Here is an 18,691-nt window from a genome sequence, read left to right on the forward strand (position 1 = left end):
ATAGATAAAAGCAATGTTTATAACTATGTTAATAAAATGTTAATATATTATTTTTAAACAAAATAAATATTTTTTTTATTTTGTTAAATGTAAGATTAAATAGCTATGGAAAAAATTGATAATGAAGAAACAAGAAAAAAAATAGAATTAAAGGCCACAACCTCTACTTTTTTAAACTCTCTAGCAATGGATATCAATGATCCAATGACTTTTAATAATTTTTTTAAATCATTATTTATTGTTAAAATTGGGAACAATAATGTTATTTATATAACATCTGATAAATTAAATTCTGCTATCATAGATTTTATTAATGGTTATTACAAAGAAGTTATTTTAAAAGCGTTAAAAGATACTTTTGAACAAACATATGATTACAAATTAGTAACTAATATAAAAGAAATAGATGATTTAGAAAAACCTATAACAGCAAAAATGTTAGTTAAAAGTGTTTCAACTTTTAAAAAACAAGAAAGTTCATCATTAAATAAAGATTTCACTTTCGATAACTATGTTGAATCAAAATTTAATGAATCGGTAATTCATTTAGGAAAATATATTGTTGATAATTCAAATTCAATTAATGATTACAAATTAATTTTTATTTATAGTAAATCTGGTTTAGGAAAAACACACTTTCTATATGCTGTGGGTAATGAATTAGATAAAAAAGGTTTAGTTGTTAAATATATAAATCCTGATATTTTTTCTAGAGAAATTGCTTCATTATTAAAAGAAAATGATCAAAATAAAATTAAGGCAATTCATGAAACTTTTCATAAAGCTGATGTGGTAATGTTTGATGATTTTCAAAGTTATGGAATTGGAAACAAAAAAGCTACTGTACAAACTATTTTTAATATTTTAGATTATAGAATAACAAATAATTTATTAACTATAGTTTGTGCTGATAAACCTATTAATTTATTATCAAATAATTTTGATTTAAGAATTGGGACAAGATTATCTCAAGGATTACAATTAGAAATTAAAACTCCTGATAATAATGATTGAATGAAAATATTGGACTTTATTTTAAATCAAAATGATATTAATCCAGATAATTGAGAAAAAGAAGCAAAAGCATTTTTAACAAGAAACTATTCAACATCAATAAGAGCATTATTAGGGGCAATTAAAAGAGTAAAATTCTATGGTGAATTTGTTAAGCAAACTAATTCAAAATATACGTTAGCGGTTCTTAATTCTATTTTTAAAGACATCGCTCAAAATAAAGAAAATATTACTCCAGAATCAGTTATTGAACATGTTGCTAAATATTACAAAATTAGTAGAAAAGAAATACTAGGTAAAAGTAGAAATAAAGATATAGTTTTAGCAAGACATATAGCTATTTTTATAATTAGAACTCAATTAGAAATATCATTAGAACAAATTGGAAAAATTTTTGGTAATCGTGACCACTCTACAATTATTAATGCTATTAAAAAAATAGAAAAAGAAGCAGAAGAGCCAGATAAATCAATTACAAAAACAATTAATATATTAAGTAATGATATCTACAAAGTAAAATAGATTTATTAACATTTTAAAAGCATTAAAAAGTTGAAAAAACAACGAAAAAAATAATAAAATATACATTTTTTATGTTTTTCCACAAAATAACAAAATATATTATTTATATAAGGAAAATATTAAGAAAGAAGGAAATATGCATTTCAAAATTCAAAAAAATTTATTAGATAAAACATTAGAAATTGTTTCAAAATATACAGATCCAATTAATGCTTATTATGCATTAAGATGTGTTTTAATAAAAATAACAGATGAAAAAATATATTTAATTGCTTCAAATGGAACCCAAAGTATTCAAAAAGAATTAGAAGTTGATGAAAAATATATTGAAATATATGAAGAAGGTATATTTTTAATACAAGCTCAAATATTTAAAAATAGTATTAAAAAACTTTCTGGATTAATCGATATCAAACTAGTTAATAATACTAACCTTGAAATTACAGAGGGTTTTACAAATTACTCATTAACAACTATTGACGTTGAAACATTTTTACCTATTGATTTTGAATATACAGGGAAAACAATTGAAATACCATCTGAGCAATTTAAAAAAGGAATTAAAGATGTCGAAAAAGTTGTTAGCTCAGATATGCAAATAATTTATAAATGTATTAATTTAAAAATAGAAGATAATAAAATGATTTTTGGTGCTACTGACACTTATCGTTTAGCTTACGAAACATTTTGATTAAAAAATAAAAATCAAGAAATTAAAAATTTTGACTTTTCATTAGAAAATAATTATTTTAAAGATTTATTACCTTCTGATGTTCCTTCTTCATTTCAACTTTATTATGATAATTTAAAAATAGGTATTATTTATAAAAACACAAAAATTATTTCTCGTTTTGTTGATATGGAATTTTATAACTTAACTAAAGTTATTCCAACAAATTTTAAATATAAAATAACAATTAATAAAGCTGAACTTATGAATTTAATTGATAAAGTTGCAGTTGTTACAAATGAAAAACAAAATAGAATAGAAGTTAAAATAACTAATAAAGAATTTGAATTAAAAACTTTTGTAAAAGAAATAGGAACTTCAATTGCAAAAACAAATAAATTTAAATTAGATGAAGGTTCTTCTTTAGAATTTGATTTAAATTTTGTTTTCTTAAAAGATGCTATAAATGTTTTTGAAGGTGATATTACTCTGAACATAGATGAAAAAATTTCAAAAATATTAATTCTTTCAGAAAAAGATCCTAACTTAATTCAATTAATTACTCCAAAAAGAAGATAAAAATGAATATAAAAATAAAAGGTGAATTTATAAAATTAGGACAATTTTTAAAAAAAATTGGTTTTATTGATAGTTGTGGGGCTGCTAAAATAATTTTAAATAATACAAAAATCTTAATAAATGGAAAACCTCCTATTGGTAGAAGTTCAAAAATAAAAATTGGTGATACAGTTTGGGTAAATGATAAAGTTTATTTTATTCAAGCGATAAATGAATAAAATAAAAACAATATTAACTGTTTCACTAATATTTCCTTTACCTTTAGTTTTTGTTAGTTGTAAAGTTAACCAAAAAAATATTAACCAGGATTTAAATAAAATTAATATTCAATTTAAAAACCTCAATAATAAGACTATTAATCAAATTAATATTGACAATTTTGTAATACATAACAAAATTAAGAAATACAATTTTTTTTATTCAATAACCAAAGATGAAGATAAAAAAATTATTTATTTTAAATATTGATATGAATACAAAAATTTAATTTCTAAAAAAATAATAAAAGAATTTAAAGCATAATAAAAATCCGCAAAAGCGGATTTTTAATAATTTTTTTTATTTAGCATGTCCAATAGCATAAATAACTATTGCTATAAAATAAGGTAACATAGTTGTTCATACTAAACACATAACAGCAATTCCAAATCCTTTAGCAGCCCCACCTGATATAGCACCAAAAATAATTAAAAAAGTATAAATTAATAATAAAACTATAAATACAAAAGCAATAGTCATTAATATTAAAATAACTCTTGCTCAAGTGTTATTTAATTTTGCTCTTGTATAAATTGGATTAAAGAAATAACCTATAAATATTTGAATCATTAATGCAAATGAAAGAGGACCTATTGCTATAGCAAAATCTCTTATTTGTTTCCCAATAATAACTCAAATAAAACCTCATAATGCTAAAGCAAAAACAATTCCACTATAAAGAATAGATTGAGCAATATATGCTCTTTGTGTTTTGTTCATATATCTCCTTTATATATTAAATAATAATCATATTATATAGTTATTTAATATATAATTATTTAGCAAATTTTATTAGTAGCATTCTTGAATAAAAAGGTGCTTTTTTATTCCCTTTTTATAAACAAAAATGTAAACACAAAGGAGAAAAAATGAAAAAAACAACTTTTGATACAGAAGAATATTTAAAAAAAGTTGATGCTTGATTTAGAGCAGCTAATTATTTATCGGTAGCACAAATTTATTTAAGAAATAATCCTTTATTAGAAACTCCTCTTTCTAAAGATGATGTAAAAATATACCCAATTGGGCATTGAGGAACTATTCCTGGACAAAATTTTATTTATGCACATTTAAATAGAGTAATTAATAAATATGATTTAAATATGTTTTATATTGAAGGCCCTGGACATGGTGGACAAGTTATGATTTCAAATTCATATCTTGATAAAAGTTATACAGAATTATTTCCACACATAACTCAAGATAAAAAAGGTTTAGCTTTTATGTTTAAAAACTTTTCATTTCCAGGAGGAACTGCATCTCACGCTGCTCCAGAAACTCCAGGTTCTATTCATGAAGGTGGTGAATTAGGTTATTCACTTTCACATGCAACAGGTATGATTTTAGATAATCCAGAAGTTATTGCAGCTACAGTAGTTGGAGATGGAGAAGCTGAAACAGGACCTTTAGCAACAGGTTGGTTTTCAAATACTTTTATTAATCCTGTTACAGATGGAGCAGTTTTACCTATTTTGCATTTAAATGGCGGGAAAATATCTAATCCTACAATTCTAGCAAGAAGAACTAATGAAGAATTGGAAATGTATTTTAAAGGAATGGGATGAGAACCTTTATTTGTTGAAGGTCATGAATTTGAAATAATGCATAAACAAATGTCAGAAATAATGGATTATGCTATTGAAAAAATTAAAAAAATTCAAGAGCAAGCTAGAAAAAAAGATGCTACTTTAGCTAAAAGACCAGTTTGACCTATGATTATTTTAAAAACCCTTAAAGGATGAACAGGCCCAAAAAAATGAAATGATGAATCAATTGAAGGAAGCTTTAGAGCTCACCAAGTTCCTATTCCTGTAAGTGCTGAAAAAATGGAACATATTGATGAATTAGAAAAATGATTACTTTCATATAAACCTTCTGAATTATTTGATAAGGATGGAAAATTAAAAAACGAATTTGCTGAAATTGCTCCTAAAGGAAATAGAAGAATGGGAATGAATCCAGTAGCAAATGGTGGTTTAAACCCTAAAGAATTAAATTTAGGAAATTGAAAAGAATTTGCTTTAGATATTCAAAAACCTGGTGAAAAAATAGCACAAGATATGGTGGAATTAGGGACATATTTTGCAGATTTGGTTGTTAAAAACCCAACAAACTTTAGAGTTTTTGGACCTGATGAAACTAAATCAAATAGACTTTATAATATGTTTAAAGTAACTAATCGTCAATGGCTAGATAAGATTGATAAAAAATTAGATGAGTTTATGTCTCCTTCAGGAAGAATAATTGATTCACAATTATCAGAACACCAAGCAGAAGGATTTTTAGAAGGATATGTTTTGACAGGAAGACATGGTATTTTTGCTTCATATGAATCATTTTTAAGAGTTGTAGATTCAATGCTTACTCAACATATGAAATGAGTAAAAAAAGCTAAAGAAGTTTCTTGAAGAAAAGATTACCCATCTTTAAATTTAATTGCTACTTCAAATGCTTTTCAACAAGACCATAATGGTTATACACACCAAGATCCTGGACTTATAGGACATTTAGCAGATAAAAGACCTGAACTTATTAGAGAATATTTACCTGCTGATACTAATACATTATTAGCTACAATGGCTAAATCATTAAAAGAAAGAAATGTTATTAATTTAATTATTGCTTCAAAACAACCAAGATATCAATTCTTTAATATACAAGAAGCAGAAGAATTAGTAGAAAAAGGTCTAAAAATTATTGATTGAGCTTCAAATTGTAAAACGAATGAAACTCCTGATTTAGTAATGGTTGCTTCTGGTACAGAGTCTACTATTGAGTCGTTAGCAGCTATTTCTTTATTACATAAAGAATATCCAGAATTAAAAATTAGATTTGTTAATGTATTAGATTTATTAAAATTAAGACATCCTTCAGTTGATCCTAGAGGTCTTTCAGATGAAGAATTTGATAAAATCTTTACCAAAGATAAACCAATTGTTTTTGCTTTTCATGGCTATGAAGGAATATTAAGAGACATCTTTTTCTTAAGAAATAATCATAATTTAGTACTTCACGGATATCGTGAAAATGGTGATATTACTACTTCATTTGATATTCGTCAATTAAGCCATATGGATAGATTCCATATAGCTAGTGATGCTGCTAAAATTGTTTATAAAGAACAAGCAGAATTATTTATGAAAACAATGGAAGAAAAAATAGAGTTCCATAATAAATATATTAGAGAATATGGAACTGATATTCCCGAAGTTAAAGAATGAAAATGAGAAAACATTAATAAATAACAAGAACAAAAAAACATATTACGCTATAAACAACTGTAATATGTTTTTTTGTTTAATTTAAATTTAGTAAAAAATCTATAATCCCTCAAACAATTATTCCATTTTCTAATTTCATTTTTTGTATAGGTCTATTAACTAAAATGATTTTAATATTAGAATCGCGAATAAATTTAAAAGGAGTTATTTCTCTTAATTTTAAATTTTCTTCATCTATATTATCGGTTACTTGTAAATATAAAGTATCAGTTCCTTTTGTAGCATAGAAATCTACTTCATAAGTTTTTAATATGCTTTTATTGTTATTTTTTTCTACTTGATTAAAAGTTCCTACTTTTACATTATAGTTATGAATTAGTAATTCTTTATAGATAACATTTTCTAATATTTGTCCTATATCTAATGAAGTAAAATTAAGCCTTGCATTTCTAAGTCCGGTATCTAAAAAATAATATTTTCTAGTTGAACCAATTGTTGAATTTCCTTTTATATCATATCTTTTTGCTTCTGAAATTATGTATGCTTCTTCAAAAGATTTAATATATTTATCAATGGTTTCTTTACCAATATTTTCTTTTTTTCTACTTTTAAAAATGTTGGAAATTTTTTGTGTATTTAAAAGTTGACCTGTAGAAAAACTTATAATGTCACATAATTCATCTAAAAATTCATTTTTTTTAAATTTGTTATATTCAATAACATCATTTATATATGTTGTTTTAAAAAGTTCTTTTAAATATTTTTCTTTTTCGAAATTATTATTTTTTAATACAGATAGTGGCATACCCCCATAAATCATATAGTTGTAGAATCTTTCATATTTATCGCCATTTAAATAATCATAATATTCTTTAAAAGAAAGAGGATAAAGATGAATATTAGTTGCTTTATCCCGAAATTGTGTGAGAATATTTTTAGATAATAATTTAGAATTACTTCCAGTAACATATAAATCTACATTTTTTAATTTAGAAATAGCGAGAACAACATCGACAAAGGAAATAGAATTTTCATCCGTTTCCTTAGCTAATATTTTTTGATTATTTGTAAAAACAGGATTTATTATTGTGTTAACAAGTTGTATTTCATCAATAAAAATATAATATTGTTCTTCTTTATTTTTTAATTTATCTAATAAAAAATTTCATAAAGCAAAAGGTTCTCTTAAATTAGCATTAGAAATATCATCTAATTCTATAATTATTATATTATCAGCATTTGTTCCACTTTCAATTAAATGTTTATAAAATATATTTTTTAATAAATATGATTTACCTACTCTTCTAATTCCAGTAATAACCTTGCAAAACCCATTGTGTTTAGCATTAATTAGTTGTTGCAAATATATATCTCTTTTTATCATATTACCAACTTTTTTATAGAATTCTATATTTTTTACGATTTAATTATATAAAAATAATCATTTATTTGGTTTTATAATCTTGTTTTTTATAGAATTCTATATTTTTTACGATTATAATTAAATATTTTTTCATATTTTTAATTTACTTTATACTTATAAAGTTATGGAAAATAAAAATATAGAATATGCTATTGAAATAGAACATTTATCAAAAAAATATAAAAATAAAACAGTTATCGAAGATTTATCTTTCAAGGTGAAGAAAGGAAATGTATTTTGTTATTTAGGATTAAATGGTGCAGGAAAATCTACTACCATAAATATCCTTTGCCAAGTTTTAGAAAGAACTTCTGGTGATATTAAAGTTTTAGGTAAAGATATTGATAAGAATAGTTTAGATATTAAAAAAGAAATAGGCATTGTATTCCAAAATTCTTGTCTAGATAAAGAACTCTCTGTATATCAAAATTTAAAAATTAAAGCTTTATTATTTGGAATATCTAAATCATTGTTTAAAGAAAAATTAACTTATTTAGATGAACTACTTGATTTAAAACCCATTTTAAAATCTAAATATCAAAAATTATCAGGTGGTCAAAAAAGAAGAGTTGATATTGCTTATGGACTAATTAATGAACCTAAGTTATTATTTTTGGATGAACCAACTACAGGATTAGATCCTATAAATAGAGAAAAAGTTTGGAATGCAATTAAAACCTTAATTGATAAAGAAAATATTACTATTTTTTTGACAACACATTATATGGAAGAAGCAGAATTAGCAGATGACATTATTTTTATTAAAGAAGGTAAGATAATAGCACAAGGGACACCAAATGAATTAAAAAATAAATTTTCATCTAATATTTTGAAAATTTATAAAAAATTTAATCAAGAAGATAATCAAAAACTTAAAAAATATTTTAATAATGTTGATTATAAAAACAATTGTTACTTAGTAAAAATTAATAATATTAGCAACATAATAGAAAATAATAATGATATTAAAGATTTATTGCAAGATATTGAAATTATTAAAGGTAACATGCAAGATGTATTTCTTAATGTAGCATATGGAGAAGAAAAATGAAATTAGATTTTATACAATTATTCCATTTAAGTAAAAGACATTTTTTAAGTTTTATAAAAGATAAATTTACTTTATTATTTTCTTTGATTTCTCCTTTAATTGTTTTATTACTTTTTATTTTATTTTTAAAAAATGTGCAAATATCAAATTTTACTAATAATTTTACCGAAGGGATTTTTAAACAACATGCTAGTGATGTTCAAACACTAGCTACACAGATATCCTTGAATTGAATGTTTAGTGGACTAATGTCAGTTTCTATTATTACTATTACTTTAGGAATTGCTGGAAAAAGTGTTGATGATAAAATTTCTGGTATAGATTATACTTTTAAAGCTGCACCAATTAAAAAACATATTCTTCTTGCTAGTTATATTCTTTCTACTATATTTACTTCTATGATAATTAATACAATTCTATACTTTGTAATTATTATTTATTTAGTTATTGCTAAAGCATATTTTATAAGTGTTTTATATTTATTTTATGGATTGTTAGTTATATTAGTTTCAGTTATTTCTGCATCCACAATATTTATTTTAATTGTTAGTTTTTTAACAAAAAATTCACAAGTTTCAATATTTAATACAGTAATAGGAGTAGTTGCTGGTTTTGTTGTGGGAGCTTATATTCCTTTATCATTATTACCTAATTTTGTTCAAAAATCCACTTTATTTATACCCGGAACTTATTCTGTAGGATTATTTAAAAAAATCTTTATGCAAAGTACTATTGACCATGTTAAATCTTTTGTAGATTCTTGAGATGAATATAGCAAAAGAAGAATGATAAACATTTTAGTTACTTATTATGGATCAGATACCTTTTTCTTTGGATATAAATTAAAAGATTATGTAATGTTTTTAGTTTTATTAGGAAGTTCAATTTTATTTTTTAGTTTATTTATTACATTAAAACATAAATCTTTTGGAATAACTAATAAGCAAAAACAAATTATTAAAAATAAAAAATAATATTTATTGTAAATTCTACAAAGGAATTTACAATTTTTATATAAGTAATTTTAAAGGTATGGAGAAAAAATGGAAGAAAAAATAAATATTTCAGAAATACAAGAAGTGGAAATATTAGATATAGCAGATATAAAAACAAGAGTAACAAAAATTATTTATAAAGCGATAAATATTTATATTGCAAAATTAAAATATGGTTATCTTGAACCGGAAAAAGAAGCTACATTTCAACATAATTTAGCAAAAATAATAGATGATTTATTGCAAAGTGAAATATATGCTATAGGTGAAAAATTTATAGTTTCTCTTGAATATAACATTCCTTTAGTTGATAAAAATAATAATCGGCATAACAATTATGTTGATATTGTTATTAGATATTTTAATAATAATGAGGAGTTACTATTCCCTATAGAATTAAAATTTAAAAATATATATCAAAATAATTTTGTGTATACAGAAAATGTAAATATATATTTTGATTTACAAACTTTGAACAATTTAATGGATAGAAGTGAAATAGCTAAAAGTTTTTTTATTTTCTTTACAAATGACGAAAAATACACCAATCAAGCTAAACCTCATTCAGGCCAATTATATGCTACACATATGTTTAAAATTTATAAAAAAAGTAAATATGATATTTCTAATAATGAAACTAAAAAATGATTAGAAGAAACTAAAAATTGAAAAAAAGAATGATTACCATTTGTGTTTGATTATGATTTTTCTATTTTTTATAAAACTTTTGAAATCAAAAAATTAGATAAATCAGAAAGATATTGATATTTTATTAATGAATTTGACAAATAAAATTACATATATTTTTAAGATATAGCCATAGCAAATGGCTTTATTTTTTACATTTTTTTAGTAAAAAAATAAGAATTTATTATAAATTTTTAATATAATTTTTATCTTTATTGCCCTATGATATAGAACAATATGGAGAAAATGGAAATAAATTAATAAAATAATATTTACTTTTAATTAATTTGTATATTTAATATATATAATATATTTCTCAAAAATGGGGGGGATATTAGTTGTTATGACACTCCATATATATATATATATATTAAAGAGGTGCTTATGAAATTTTTTAATAAAAGAAAAAACAAAATATTATTAATGACATTAGGTGGAATAGTTTCTACTTCAACACTTGTTAGTGTAATTTTTTATAATACAAGTAATCAAAATTCAAATAGATATTTTTCAAGAAGAACTAACGCAAAACCTAATTTAATTCCAAAAGATAATTTAGATTATACAGGTGCTGATCCTTCTATTACTGATAATAATTTAAGAGAATTACCTAAACCCACTCCTAGTCCTGTTCCAACTCCAGAACCAGAACCTACTCCAACCCCCACCCCCACCCCTAAACCAACACCTCAACCTAAACCAGAACCAGCTCCTATTCCTAAACCATCTCCTGGTACTGTAACCAAAAAAATATATATAAATGGTGTTTTAGTAGATGCAGAGGTTGAAGAACCAGCTCCAAGACAAACATTTGAATATGATAAAGAAAATGGATTACAAAATCCTAATCCTTATACTAATCAAACTGTTGGAAAAATTAAAAACGTTCATGTAACAGAAGAATTAAGACAAAAAAGTTTAGGAATTGCTAAAGGTGGATTAACCCCTTCTTGATTAAGTGGATCCGTTAATGATTTATTAAGGGATATAGAAGATGCTAAATCAGATGAAGAAGCAGAAAGCATCGGAAGAAATAATAGATATTGATATGATAGAATTTGACAAAAATTCCAAAGATTATTTGATTCTCCTAATGTTGTAAACTTTTTAAAAGAACCAGCTAAATCAGAATTTCCTAACAAAAAATTTAGAACAAAAGATCACAAGTATGCTTGATTGTATAAAAATTTAGATTTCGATAAATTTACAAAATTATCAGCTGGTGCTGATAAATACCTTAAAGAAGGTTTAACTCCTGATCCAGATAATGCTTACATTAATGAAAACGGTGAAATAGATTCTTATGCCGCTTCTCCTCCTGATGGATATAATGGTGTAACTTCAAGAATTGCTAATGATAATAAAAATCGTAGAGTATTTAACTATGAAGGAACCCAAACTAGAACTCCTTGACAAGCTCAACATGGTGAATATCCAGGATGAAAGAAAACTGATGCAACTTCAGAATTTCACAAATATGGTGTTGAAAATGGAGATGGTATCACAGTTAATAAATTAACTAGAGAAAAACCTGAAGATGGTCAAATGAATGAAGGTTATATAGTTGATATTGATGCTGGAAATAATAAAGGTTATGAAAAAGCTAAAGAATTAATTAAAAAATTAAAAGATGCTAATGTAAACATTACAGGTTACAGAATAAGAAATATGGGTAAATTTGATTCAAATCAAAGATTTGAACAAATCTTAGAAGAAATGCCTGACAAATTACCATTATTAGAATTATTCTTTCATGCGGGTGCTGCTAATACTTCTTCACTTATTGCTCTTCAAAAGAAAAAGATTAAAGAATTAGGACTTTATACTTTAGGTAATTCATTATTAGATGAATGATCAATTAATCCTAATGCTTTAAGAAATGTAGAATGAATTAATAACAATGATTACAATGTAAGCTTCGACTATAAACCAGGTTCAAATATAGCTACAAGAATTACTTTTGATACTTTAGCATTTGATGAAGTTGATTACAATTTAAATGGTGCTACTTTAGCAGATAAGTTAAAAAGAATTAATGATGGTTTAAGAATGGTTTATTGAGTAAGAAATAATGAACCAATTTTCCAAGGCGGATTTGGTCCTGGATTAGATCCTGACCATAAAGAAACGGGTAATAGTTATCCACAAGGTTTAGATTTAAGTAGAGTAAAAGAACTTAGATCATTAAGAGGTTTAGAATTTCATGATAAATTAAAATCTTCTAATTCAAAACCAAGAAAATTAAGAAGATTAAAACTTTATAGTAGTGGGACAGCTTTTGATATTTCATCAGAAGATTTAAATGAAGCTGGATTTAATAGACATTTAGTATTAAATGAACCTACCCCACCAAAAACTAAAATTTTATTTAGTAATGGGAATTTAACTTCAAAAGTTAAAATTACAGGAAAAACTAGATTAACAAGTGATGGATTATCAAACTTAAATATTTTATTTAATTATGCTGAATCTTTAAGAAATAGAGAAGTTATTGTTGATGAAGATGCTACAGAATTAAAAGCGCAATTGCAAAATGCAGGATTTAATGTTTCATCTGGCGAATCATTAGATTTTACTTAGGAAGGAGAAAATATAATGAAAAATAAAAAAATATTATTTCCTTTATTTTTAGCTAGTGTTTCATTAGTGCCTGCTTTATCTCTTAAATGTGAAAAAAATGAAGTAGAAAAAGCTAAAGAAAAAGAACCAAAAGATGAAAATAATAATCTTAACAAACCAAATAATCCTAGCAATCCATCAAATCCTCAAACTCAACAGGATAAAAATTTTAGTGATTTAAAAGATTTAACTACTGAATTTCAAAATATTGTTAATAATGTTGAATTTAAAAAAACTTTTGATTTTAAATTGAAGGCACATCATTTAGCTGATAAAGAATATAGTAAATTATTACCCACTCAAGTTAAAAATAACTTTGATAAAGGCATTGACGTTATTGTTAAAGAACATAAAAATGAGTTAGATATTGAAGTTTTAGACGTTATTGTTGACTATAACACTTGTAATAAAACAGGTCAATTTAAGTTATCTTTAAAACTTATAGACAAGAAAACAAAACAAATCTACAATAAGGTTGTTAGTCTTTCTGGTTTTGCTACAAGTCCCTATGGAGCAGATGAAAACGGAAAAATTCCAGGTTGTTCTGCTGATACTTTAAAACCTGACAGTGTTCAAGAATATGTTAACGCAGATCAACAAAAAAGATATGATTTAGATAATAAAAAATATTTACAAGCTTTACAAGCACAACAAATGAATAAACCATTAGATGAAGTTAGAACGGATTTGAAATCTAAATATAATCAAAAGGGTATTAATAATTTTAATGAAAAAGCAAAAACTTTAAATCAAGATAGTTATGAAAGTGCTGCTAGAAAAGGTTATACTGTTCCTACTTATGATTCAGATGGCAATTTTAAAGGTTTAGCAATGGCTTCTGAAGAAACTATTAAAGGACCTTCATGAGTTGATTCTTTAGGTGGTAGAAATCCATTCCAAATTAATGGTTTAGCTAGAACTTTACCAAACAAAAATTATTTAAGAACAGCACGTCAAACTTTTGGTGTAACTATAACCAATGAAGAAAATAAAGCTGAAAGAAAATATAGAACCACTTCTGGTACTATGTGAGTAATGGATTATGAAAAACGTGCAGATGGCAAATATCCTACTAAATGATATTTTGGCACTAACTTACATGTTGCTGATGCTTTGAATGATAAAACCACAGTATTATCATTCTTAAAATTAATGAATACTGCCCGTGAAAAAACAACATTTAGATTAACTAATTTAGATGATAATTTTAACACCTTCTCTTTTGTAAGAAAAGATCAACCAGAAGGCTATATGAAAGACAATGGTGTAAAAACCATTTATTCAGCTAGAAACTTTTTAAGTACTAAACCTAGTGATTATCTAAATGATGAACAAAAAGAAAAATATAAAGATACTGAAGAATTTTTAGATTTTTCTATCTTTGAAGTTGATTTTGAAAAAATGACTTTATCAAGTGTGACCGGAAATATTAATGGTAGTGTAAATAGTGCTCAATATAAAAATATGAACCCACATGAATTAGCTAAAATGATGACTAATGGTTATGCAGAAGATGCTAATAAAGGTGATAGAGTTAAATTTAAATCTACTTCATATTTAAAAGATTATTCAAAAATTGATTATCCTTTAACTACACCAAAAGATAATCCTGAATGATACAAACAAAAGGATGAACTTTTTGCTGTTGGTTATCCTAATTCAACAGGAGATTATTTCTTAAGACAATATATTGATGAAGATCAAATTAAGTATCGTACTCAATATAATTTCTCTTTATGAACTAACTCTGATTATCGTTTCTATAATCAACTAACAGGAAATACTTGACCTGAATCCAAGACTGAAAGAGGTAATTATTTATCTTATGCTTTAGGATATCGTTCATTTACAGATAAACCTGGATTAGTAGATGCATTTATTTCAGCTCCGCATACTGGTAATTCTTTATATAAATCTAATGACAATAAAGAATATATAGCTATGGGGCTTGAATATGCAATTAGACATTATGCTCCTGTTGGTGGAGCATCTGGTTCTAGTGTAAGAACTCAAAACAATGAGTTAGTTGGTGTTTATCATGTTTCAAACAGTTCAGCGCATACAGGTTTAGCAGCTGCCTTTAGATCAGAAGGTTATGATTATAATGGACTATATGGACAATATAATTTACCTCAATATGATTTAATTTATGGTGGTGGACAAAACCAAACAACTTCTTACCGTAAAGCATTATTAGATGCTTATGGAAAAGATTATAAAACTGGATTATTTGAAGACGGTGTAGAAAACATTCCTGAAGAATATAAATTTAATTAATATAATTAATAAAAGCGGGAAACATTTCGCTTTTATTTTTATGTAAGGGGGCATATGGAACAAAAAATTAATTCATTTTCTGAGCGTATTATTTATGAAGATGAAGAGACAATTAAAGGAAACGCAAATAATTCTTTAATTAAAAATATTTTAAATTATTCATTGTTAGGAATTACGGTTTTATTAACAACAATTTTATTAATACTTATGAATAAATCTATTTTTCCTGTAAAAATGCTTATTCCAAGTAATTTAAGATATTTATTTAATTTTCAAAGTCAATCTTTAGAACAATTAAATGCTTTAATAATTTTTAGATTTTTAGTGATAGGTTTTGTTTATTTTTATTCTATTGTTAAGAATTACAATAATTTATATTTAAACAAAGCAATTATTAAAAAATATATTCCTTGGTATTTTATCTATTTATCTATTACTATTATAAGTTTTGGTTTATTTTTTGGTTATTTTGAAATATACCCTAGCAAAATAGTTAATTTAATTAATTTATTAGTTGCTTTGTTTGCAATAAATACAGCATATACTATTACAAATTATTTTAATAAAAGAAAAAATGAACCAATTTTGTATAAACATATAACTATTGTTATTGTTCCCATTATTGCTCAATTACTTTTGTTAGTTTTAGTAATTACTTTATCTTATATATGAGTTCATTCAGGAACTTCAAAAAATGTTTTATTTTATGAAAATAAATTTTTTAATTGAATAAGAAATTTATTTACTATAAAAGCAGTTGGAAATTTATTATTACTTCTTTTATTTTTTGCTGTTTTATTTACTTTAATAATAGCAACAAATTATGAAATGATATTTTTTATCATATATAAAAAATATAATGCTCCATATCTAAAAAATAAATTTTATTTAATTTTTACTTTTATTGTTTCATTATTGATTTGATTTATCAAAGTATTTACTTATAAACATAATTTAAACAATATTTTTGGTATTAAAGTTAAAAAAGAATATTTATATTTTTTAGAAATATTCTTTGTATTGGTTATAACAGCACTTTATATTTTTGTTAATTTCTTTCATAAAATTAAAATTAATGGTAATTTAAATAATTTATTTTTATTTATTTCAACTCAATTATTGATTTGAACTTCATTATTAGTTACTGGAATTTTAAATGAAGATTCATTAGTTTTAACTATAAATACTTTTTTTGCTTCCTTATCATCTCTTGCTGTATTTTTTATTTTTTGGTTAAAGAACAAAAAAATAGATTTATATATTTTAATAATGTTTATTTTTATCTTATTGTTTATTTGTTTAACATTATTTGTTTTTGGATTAAATTATGTTTTAACTTCAAGTAAATATGGTAATTATTTCTTTATGACCATTGTTTATAGATTAACTGTTGTACAAATATTATTGGTTCTTAATATATCAATATTAATAGCATTAGAATTTATAATGATAGCTAAATTATTATTTATTATTATAAAAACTAATAAAGAAAAGGAGAAAAATGAAAAAATCATTGGGAATAAATAACTACTTTGATGTTTATCAAGTGTATGAACAAGCAAAAATGTCAACTAATTTTATATCTTATGACAAATTTATGTCTTCATTATTATTTAATAATAATTTAGGCTTTGAATCAGATATTTATAAAAGATTTTTTAATGAATTTTCATCAGCTTTTTTAGAAAAAAAAGATGTAATTTTTTCTAAATTCATAATTACTTTTAACGTAAATTTAAAATTTTCTTCTAATGCTTTAGTTCCTATGATAGTTTATAATGAAACTTCAAATAATGAATCAATAGTATTTTCAAAATCAAATGATGAGCAATATAATAATTTTTTAACTTCTCTTAATAAAGAAATAGAACAAAATGTATTACAGTGAAAATGTTTAGAAATTTTTCCAAATGTAATTATTTTTATTTCTCCACAAACAAATACTTTAATAATTGTTTTTGATAAATCAATTTGTGCTTATATTCCAGAAGAAAAAACTAAAAAGGATAAATAATGCATTTAAAGAAAATAGAACAAAAGATAAATAGTTTAAATAATTTAGTTTTGAAAGTAAATAATGAAAAAAATATTTTCTTGATTCAAATAATGAAATTGAATCAACAACTATCTTTTTTTACTAAAAATGCTATTTTGAATAAAAGAATTATTTTATCTATTCAAAAACAATACAATGTAAAAAATGATTTATTAAATGAAAGAACAATATTTAATAAACTTAATTTTTTAACAAAAAAAATGAATAAAAATTTATGAGTTTATATAACAGAAGAACAAAAATATAATACTGATTCGTATTCAAGATATGAAAAAAATATTATTCAAAACAACTATAAAAAAAGAGACGATTTTATAGTTATAGGAAATCATGCAAAAGAATTTTGTGAAAAAAACCAATTTAATATTTTGAAGTATTTTCCTAATGATAACAAATATAAATTTTTGTCAAATGAATTAGTCACTATTACCAAAATACTTTTTGCTTCAGGTGTATATGCCAATGTAAGGTTTGTAATTAATTCAAATAAAAATTATGATGGATTTTTTACCGTTTTGCCTATAAATAAGTTTGATATAGATAAATTTGTTAATGCTAATTATAAAGATTTAACTTCTATTATGGATATTTCAAAATATAAAATATATCCTAATATTAATGATTTTATAAATACTGAAATAAATATATTTTTGGAAAATTCTATTAATGCTTTAATATGTGAATCATCATTTTATAGCTCTAAAAATGGGTTAGTTACAACTAACAAAATTATTAAACAAGTTGATGATGAAAAAACAAAATTACATAAACAAATTTCTAGAATTAAAAGTGAAAAACAAATTGAAGAAATTACTCTTTTGACTAGAAGTAAAAGAGATATCTAAGATAACAAAGAAAGGATATTTATGAATGAAGATTTTTTAAAAATAAACATTTCTTTTTTATCTAGTGGAGAACACTTTATACCAAAAGCCAAAATGTTTGTTAATGTAAATGATGAAGATGAATTTCATGAATTAAAAAACAATACTATTTGTAGTTATGAAAAAATTCTTATTAAAATTATTGATATTCAAATGAATAAAGAATATTTCTTATTTTTAAAAAATTCAAACATTTTAATTAAAAATAATATAGCTAATATTGATACTTTTTCTACTAAACAATTTTATGTTTCCTTATTAAGAAAAACTATTGATGAAGTTGAATTTAAAAAACTAAAAAAGAAAATTGGCAAAATGGAAATAAAAAAAGATATTGGACTTTCAATTGATGAAATTTTATTATTAGAACAATTAAAATATGAAGAATATATAATGAGGATGAAAAAAATGTTTAATTTAATGGAGGATAATTAA

16 protein-coding genes are annotated in these 18,691 nt (G+C 23.3%); 14 read left to right on the plus strand and 2 right to left on the minus strand.

What is annotated here, in order from left to right; all coding sequences use genetic code 4:
- Positions 1-105 precede the first annotated feature (105 nt).
- The 4 genes from dnaA (at position 106) to ACJA27_RS00020 (ending at position 3,307) form a co-directional block, all read left to right on the plus strand.
- Positions 106-1,536 (plus strand): chromosomal replication initiator protein DnaA, encoded by a 1,431-nt coding sequence (gene dnaA, locus ACJA27_RS00005; protein WP_406617952.1) that lies wholly within the window; start codon positions 106-108, stop codon positions 1,534-1,536.
- 136 nt (positions 1,537-1,672) lie between these two features.
- Complete coding sequence (dnaN, locus tag ACJA27_RS00010; RefSeq protein ID WP_406617953.1) at positions 1,673-2,785, plus strand: DNA polymerase III subunit beta; 1,113 nt, start codon at positions 1,673-1,675, stop codon at positions 2,783-2,785.
- A gap of 2 nt (positions 2,786-2,787) precedes the next feature.
- The gene (locus ACJA27_RS00015) at positions 2,788-3,003 is read left to right on the plus strand and encodes an RNA-binding S4 domain-containing protein (protein ID WP_406617954.1); all 216 of its coding nucleotides are present in this window, start codon (positions 2,788-2,790) and stop codon (positions 3,001-3,003) included.
- Positions 2,996-3,307 (plus strand): hypothetical protein, encoded by a 312-nt coding sequence (locus ACJA27_RS00020; RefSeq protein WP_406617955.1) that lies wholly within the window; start codon positions 2,996-2,998, stop codon positions 3,305-3,307. The genes ACJA27_RS00015 and ACJA27_RS00020 overlap by 8 nt, the downstream gene beginning before the upstream one ends.
- Before the next feature lie 36 nt (positions 3,308-3,343).
- Here the strand turns inward: ACJA27_RS00020 and ACJA27_RS00025 are convergent, their stop codons facing one another.
- Complete coding sequence (locus tag ACJA27_RS00025; protein ID WP_406617956.1) at positions 3,344-3,763, minus strand: hypothetical protein; 420 nt, start codon at positions 3,761-3,763, stop codon at positions 3,344-3,346.
- 149 nt (positions 3,764-3,912) lie between these two features.
- On the opposite strand from ACJA27_RS00025, the gene ACJA27_RS00030 reads away from it, so the two are divergent.
- A complete protein-coding gene (locus ACJA27_RS00030) occupies positions 3,913-6,288 on the plus strand; it encodes a phosphoketolase family protein (RefSeq protein ID WP_406617957.1) in 2,376 nt (791 codons plus the stop codon).
- Between the two features lie 52 nt (positions 6,289-6,340).
- Here ACJA27_RS00030 and ACJA27_RS00035 read toward each other — a convergent pair whose 3' ends face one another.
- The gene (locus tag ACJA27_RS00035) at positions 6,341-7,648 is read right to left on the minus strand and encodes an ATP-binding protein (protein ID WP_406617958.1); all 1,308 of its coding nucleotides are present in this window, start codon (positions 7,646-7,648) and stop codon (positions 6,341-6,343) included.
- 163 nt (positions 7,649-7,811) lie between these two features.
- On the opposite strand from ACJA27_RS00035, the gene ACJA27_RS00040 reads away from it, so the two are divergent.
- From ACJA27_RS00040 to ACJA27_RS00080, 9 genes are all read left to right on the plus strand, one after another.
- The gene (locus ACJA27_RS00040; protein ID WP_406617959.1) at positions 7,812-8,744 is read left to right on the plus strand and encodes an ABC transporter ATP-binding protein; all 933 of its coding nucleotides are present in this window, start codon (positions 7,812-7,814) and stop codon (positions 8,742-8,744) included.
- Positions 8,735-9,712, plus strand: a complete 978-nt coding sequence (locus tag ACJA27_RS00045) for an ABC transporter permease (protein ID WP_406617960.1) — start codon at positions 8,735-8,737, stop codon at positions 9,710-9,712. Before ACJA27_RS00040 ends, ACJA27_RS00045 begins: the two co-directional genes overlap by 10 nt.
- Before the next feature lie 69 nt (positions 9,713-9,781).
- On the plus strand, positions 9,782-10,525 hold the full coding sequence (locus ACJA27_RS00050) for a hypothetical protein (protein ID WP_406617961.1): 744 nt from the start codon (positions 9,782-9,784) through the stop codon (positions 10,523-10,525).
- Positions 10,526-10,804: 279 nt separating this feature from the next.
- On the plus strand, positions 10,805-13,000 hold the full coding sequence (locus ACJA27_RS00055; protein WP_406617963.1) for a putative immunoglobulin-blocking virulence protein: 2,196 nt from the start codon (positions 10,805-10,807) through the stop codon (positions 12,998-13,000).
- A 12-nt stretch (positions 13,001-13,012) separates the two neighbouring features.
- The gene (mip, locus tag ACJA27_RS00060; protein ID WP_406618311.1) at positions 13,013-15,316 is read left to right on the plus strand and encodes an Ig-specific serine endopeptidase MIP; all 2,304 of its coding nucleotides are present in this window, start codon (positions 13,013-13,015) and stop codon (positions 15,314-15,316) included.
- 54 nt (positions 15,317-15,370) lie between these two features.
- Positions 15,371-16,843 (plus strand): MSC_0624 family F1-like ATPase-associated membrane protein, encoded by a 1,473-nt coding sequence (locus ACJA27_RS00065; protein ID WP_406617965.1) that lies wholly within the window; start codon positions 15,371-15,373, stop codon positions 16,841-16,843.
- Entirely contained in the window at positions 16,818-17,330 is a 513-nt protein-coding gene (locus ACJA27_RS00070) for a DUF2714 domain-containing protein (protein ID WP_406617966.1), read from the plus strand. The genes ACJA27_RS00065 and ACJA27_RS00070 overlap by 26 nt, the downstream gene beginning before the upstream one ends.
- Positions 17,330-18,217, plus strand: coding sequence for an MSC_0622 family F1-like ATPase gamma subunit (locus ACJA27_RS00075; RefSeq protein WP_406617967.1), 888 nt, complete (start codon positions 17,330-17,332; stop codon positions 18,215-18,217). Before ACJA27_RS00070 ends, ACJA27_RS00075 begins: the two co-directional genes overlap by 1 nt.
- A 21-nt stretch (positions 18,218-18,238) precedes the next feature.
- Complete coding sequence (locus tag ACJA27_RS00080; RefSeq protein ID WP_406617968.1) at positions 18,239-18,691, plus strand: MSC_0621 family F1-like ATPase epsilon subunit; 453 nt, start codon at positions 18,239-18,241, stop codon at positions 18,689-18,691.

It is taken from the genome of Mycoplasmopsis lipophila, assembly GCF_045276895.1.
In the GTDB taxonomy this organism is placed as follows: Bacteria; Bacillota_I; Bacilli_A; order Mycoplasmatales; family Metamycoplasmataceae; genus Mycoplasmopsis; species Mycoplasmopsis lipophila.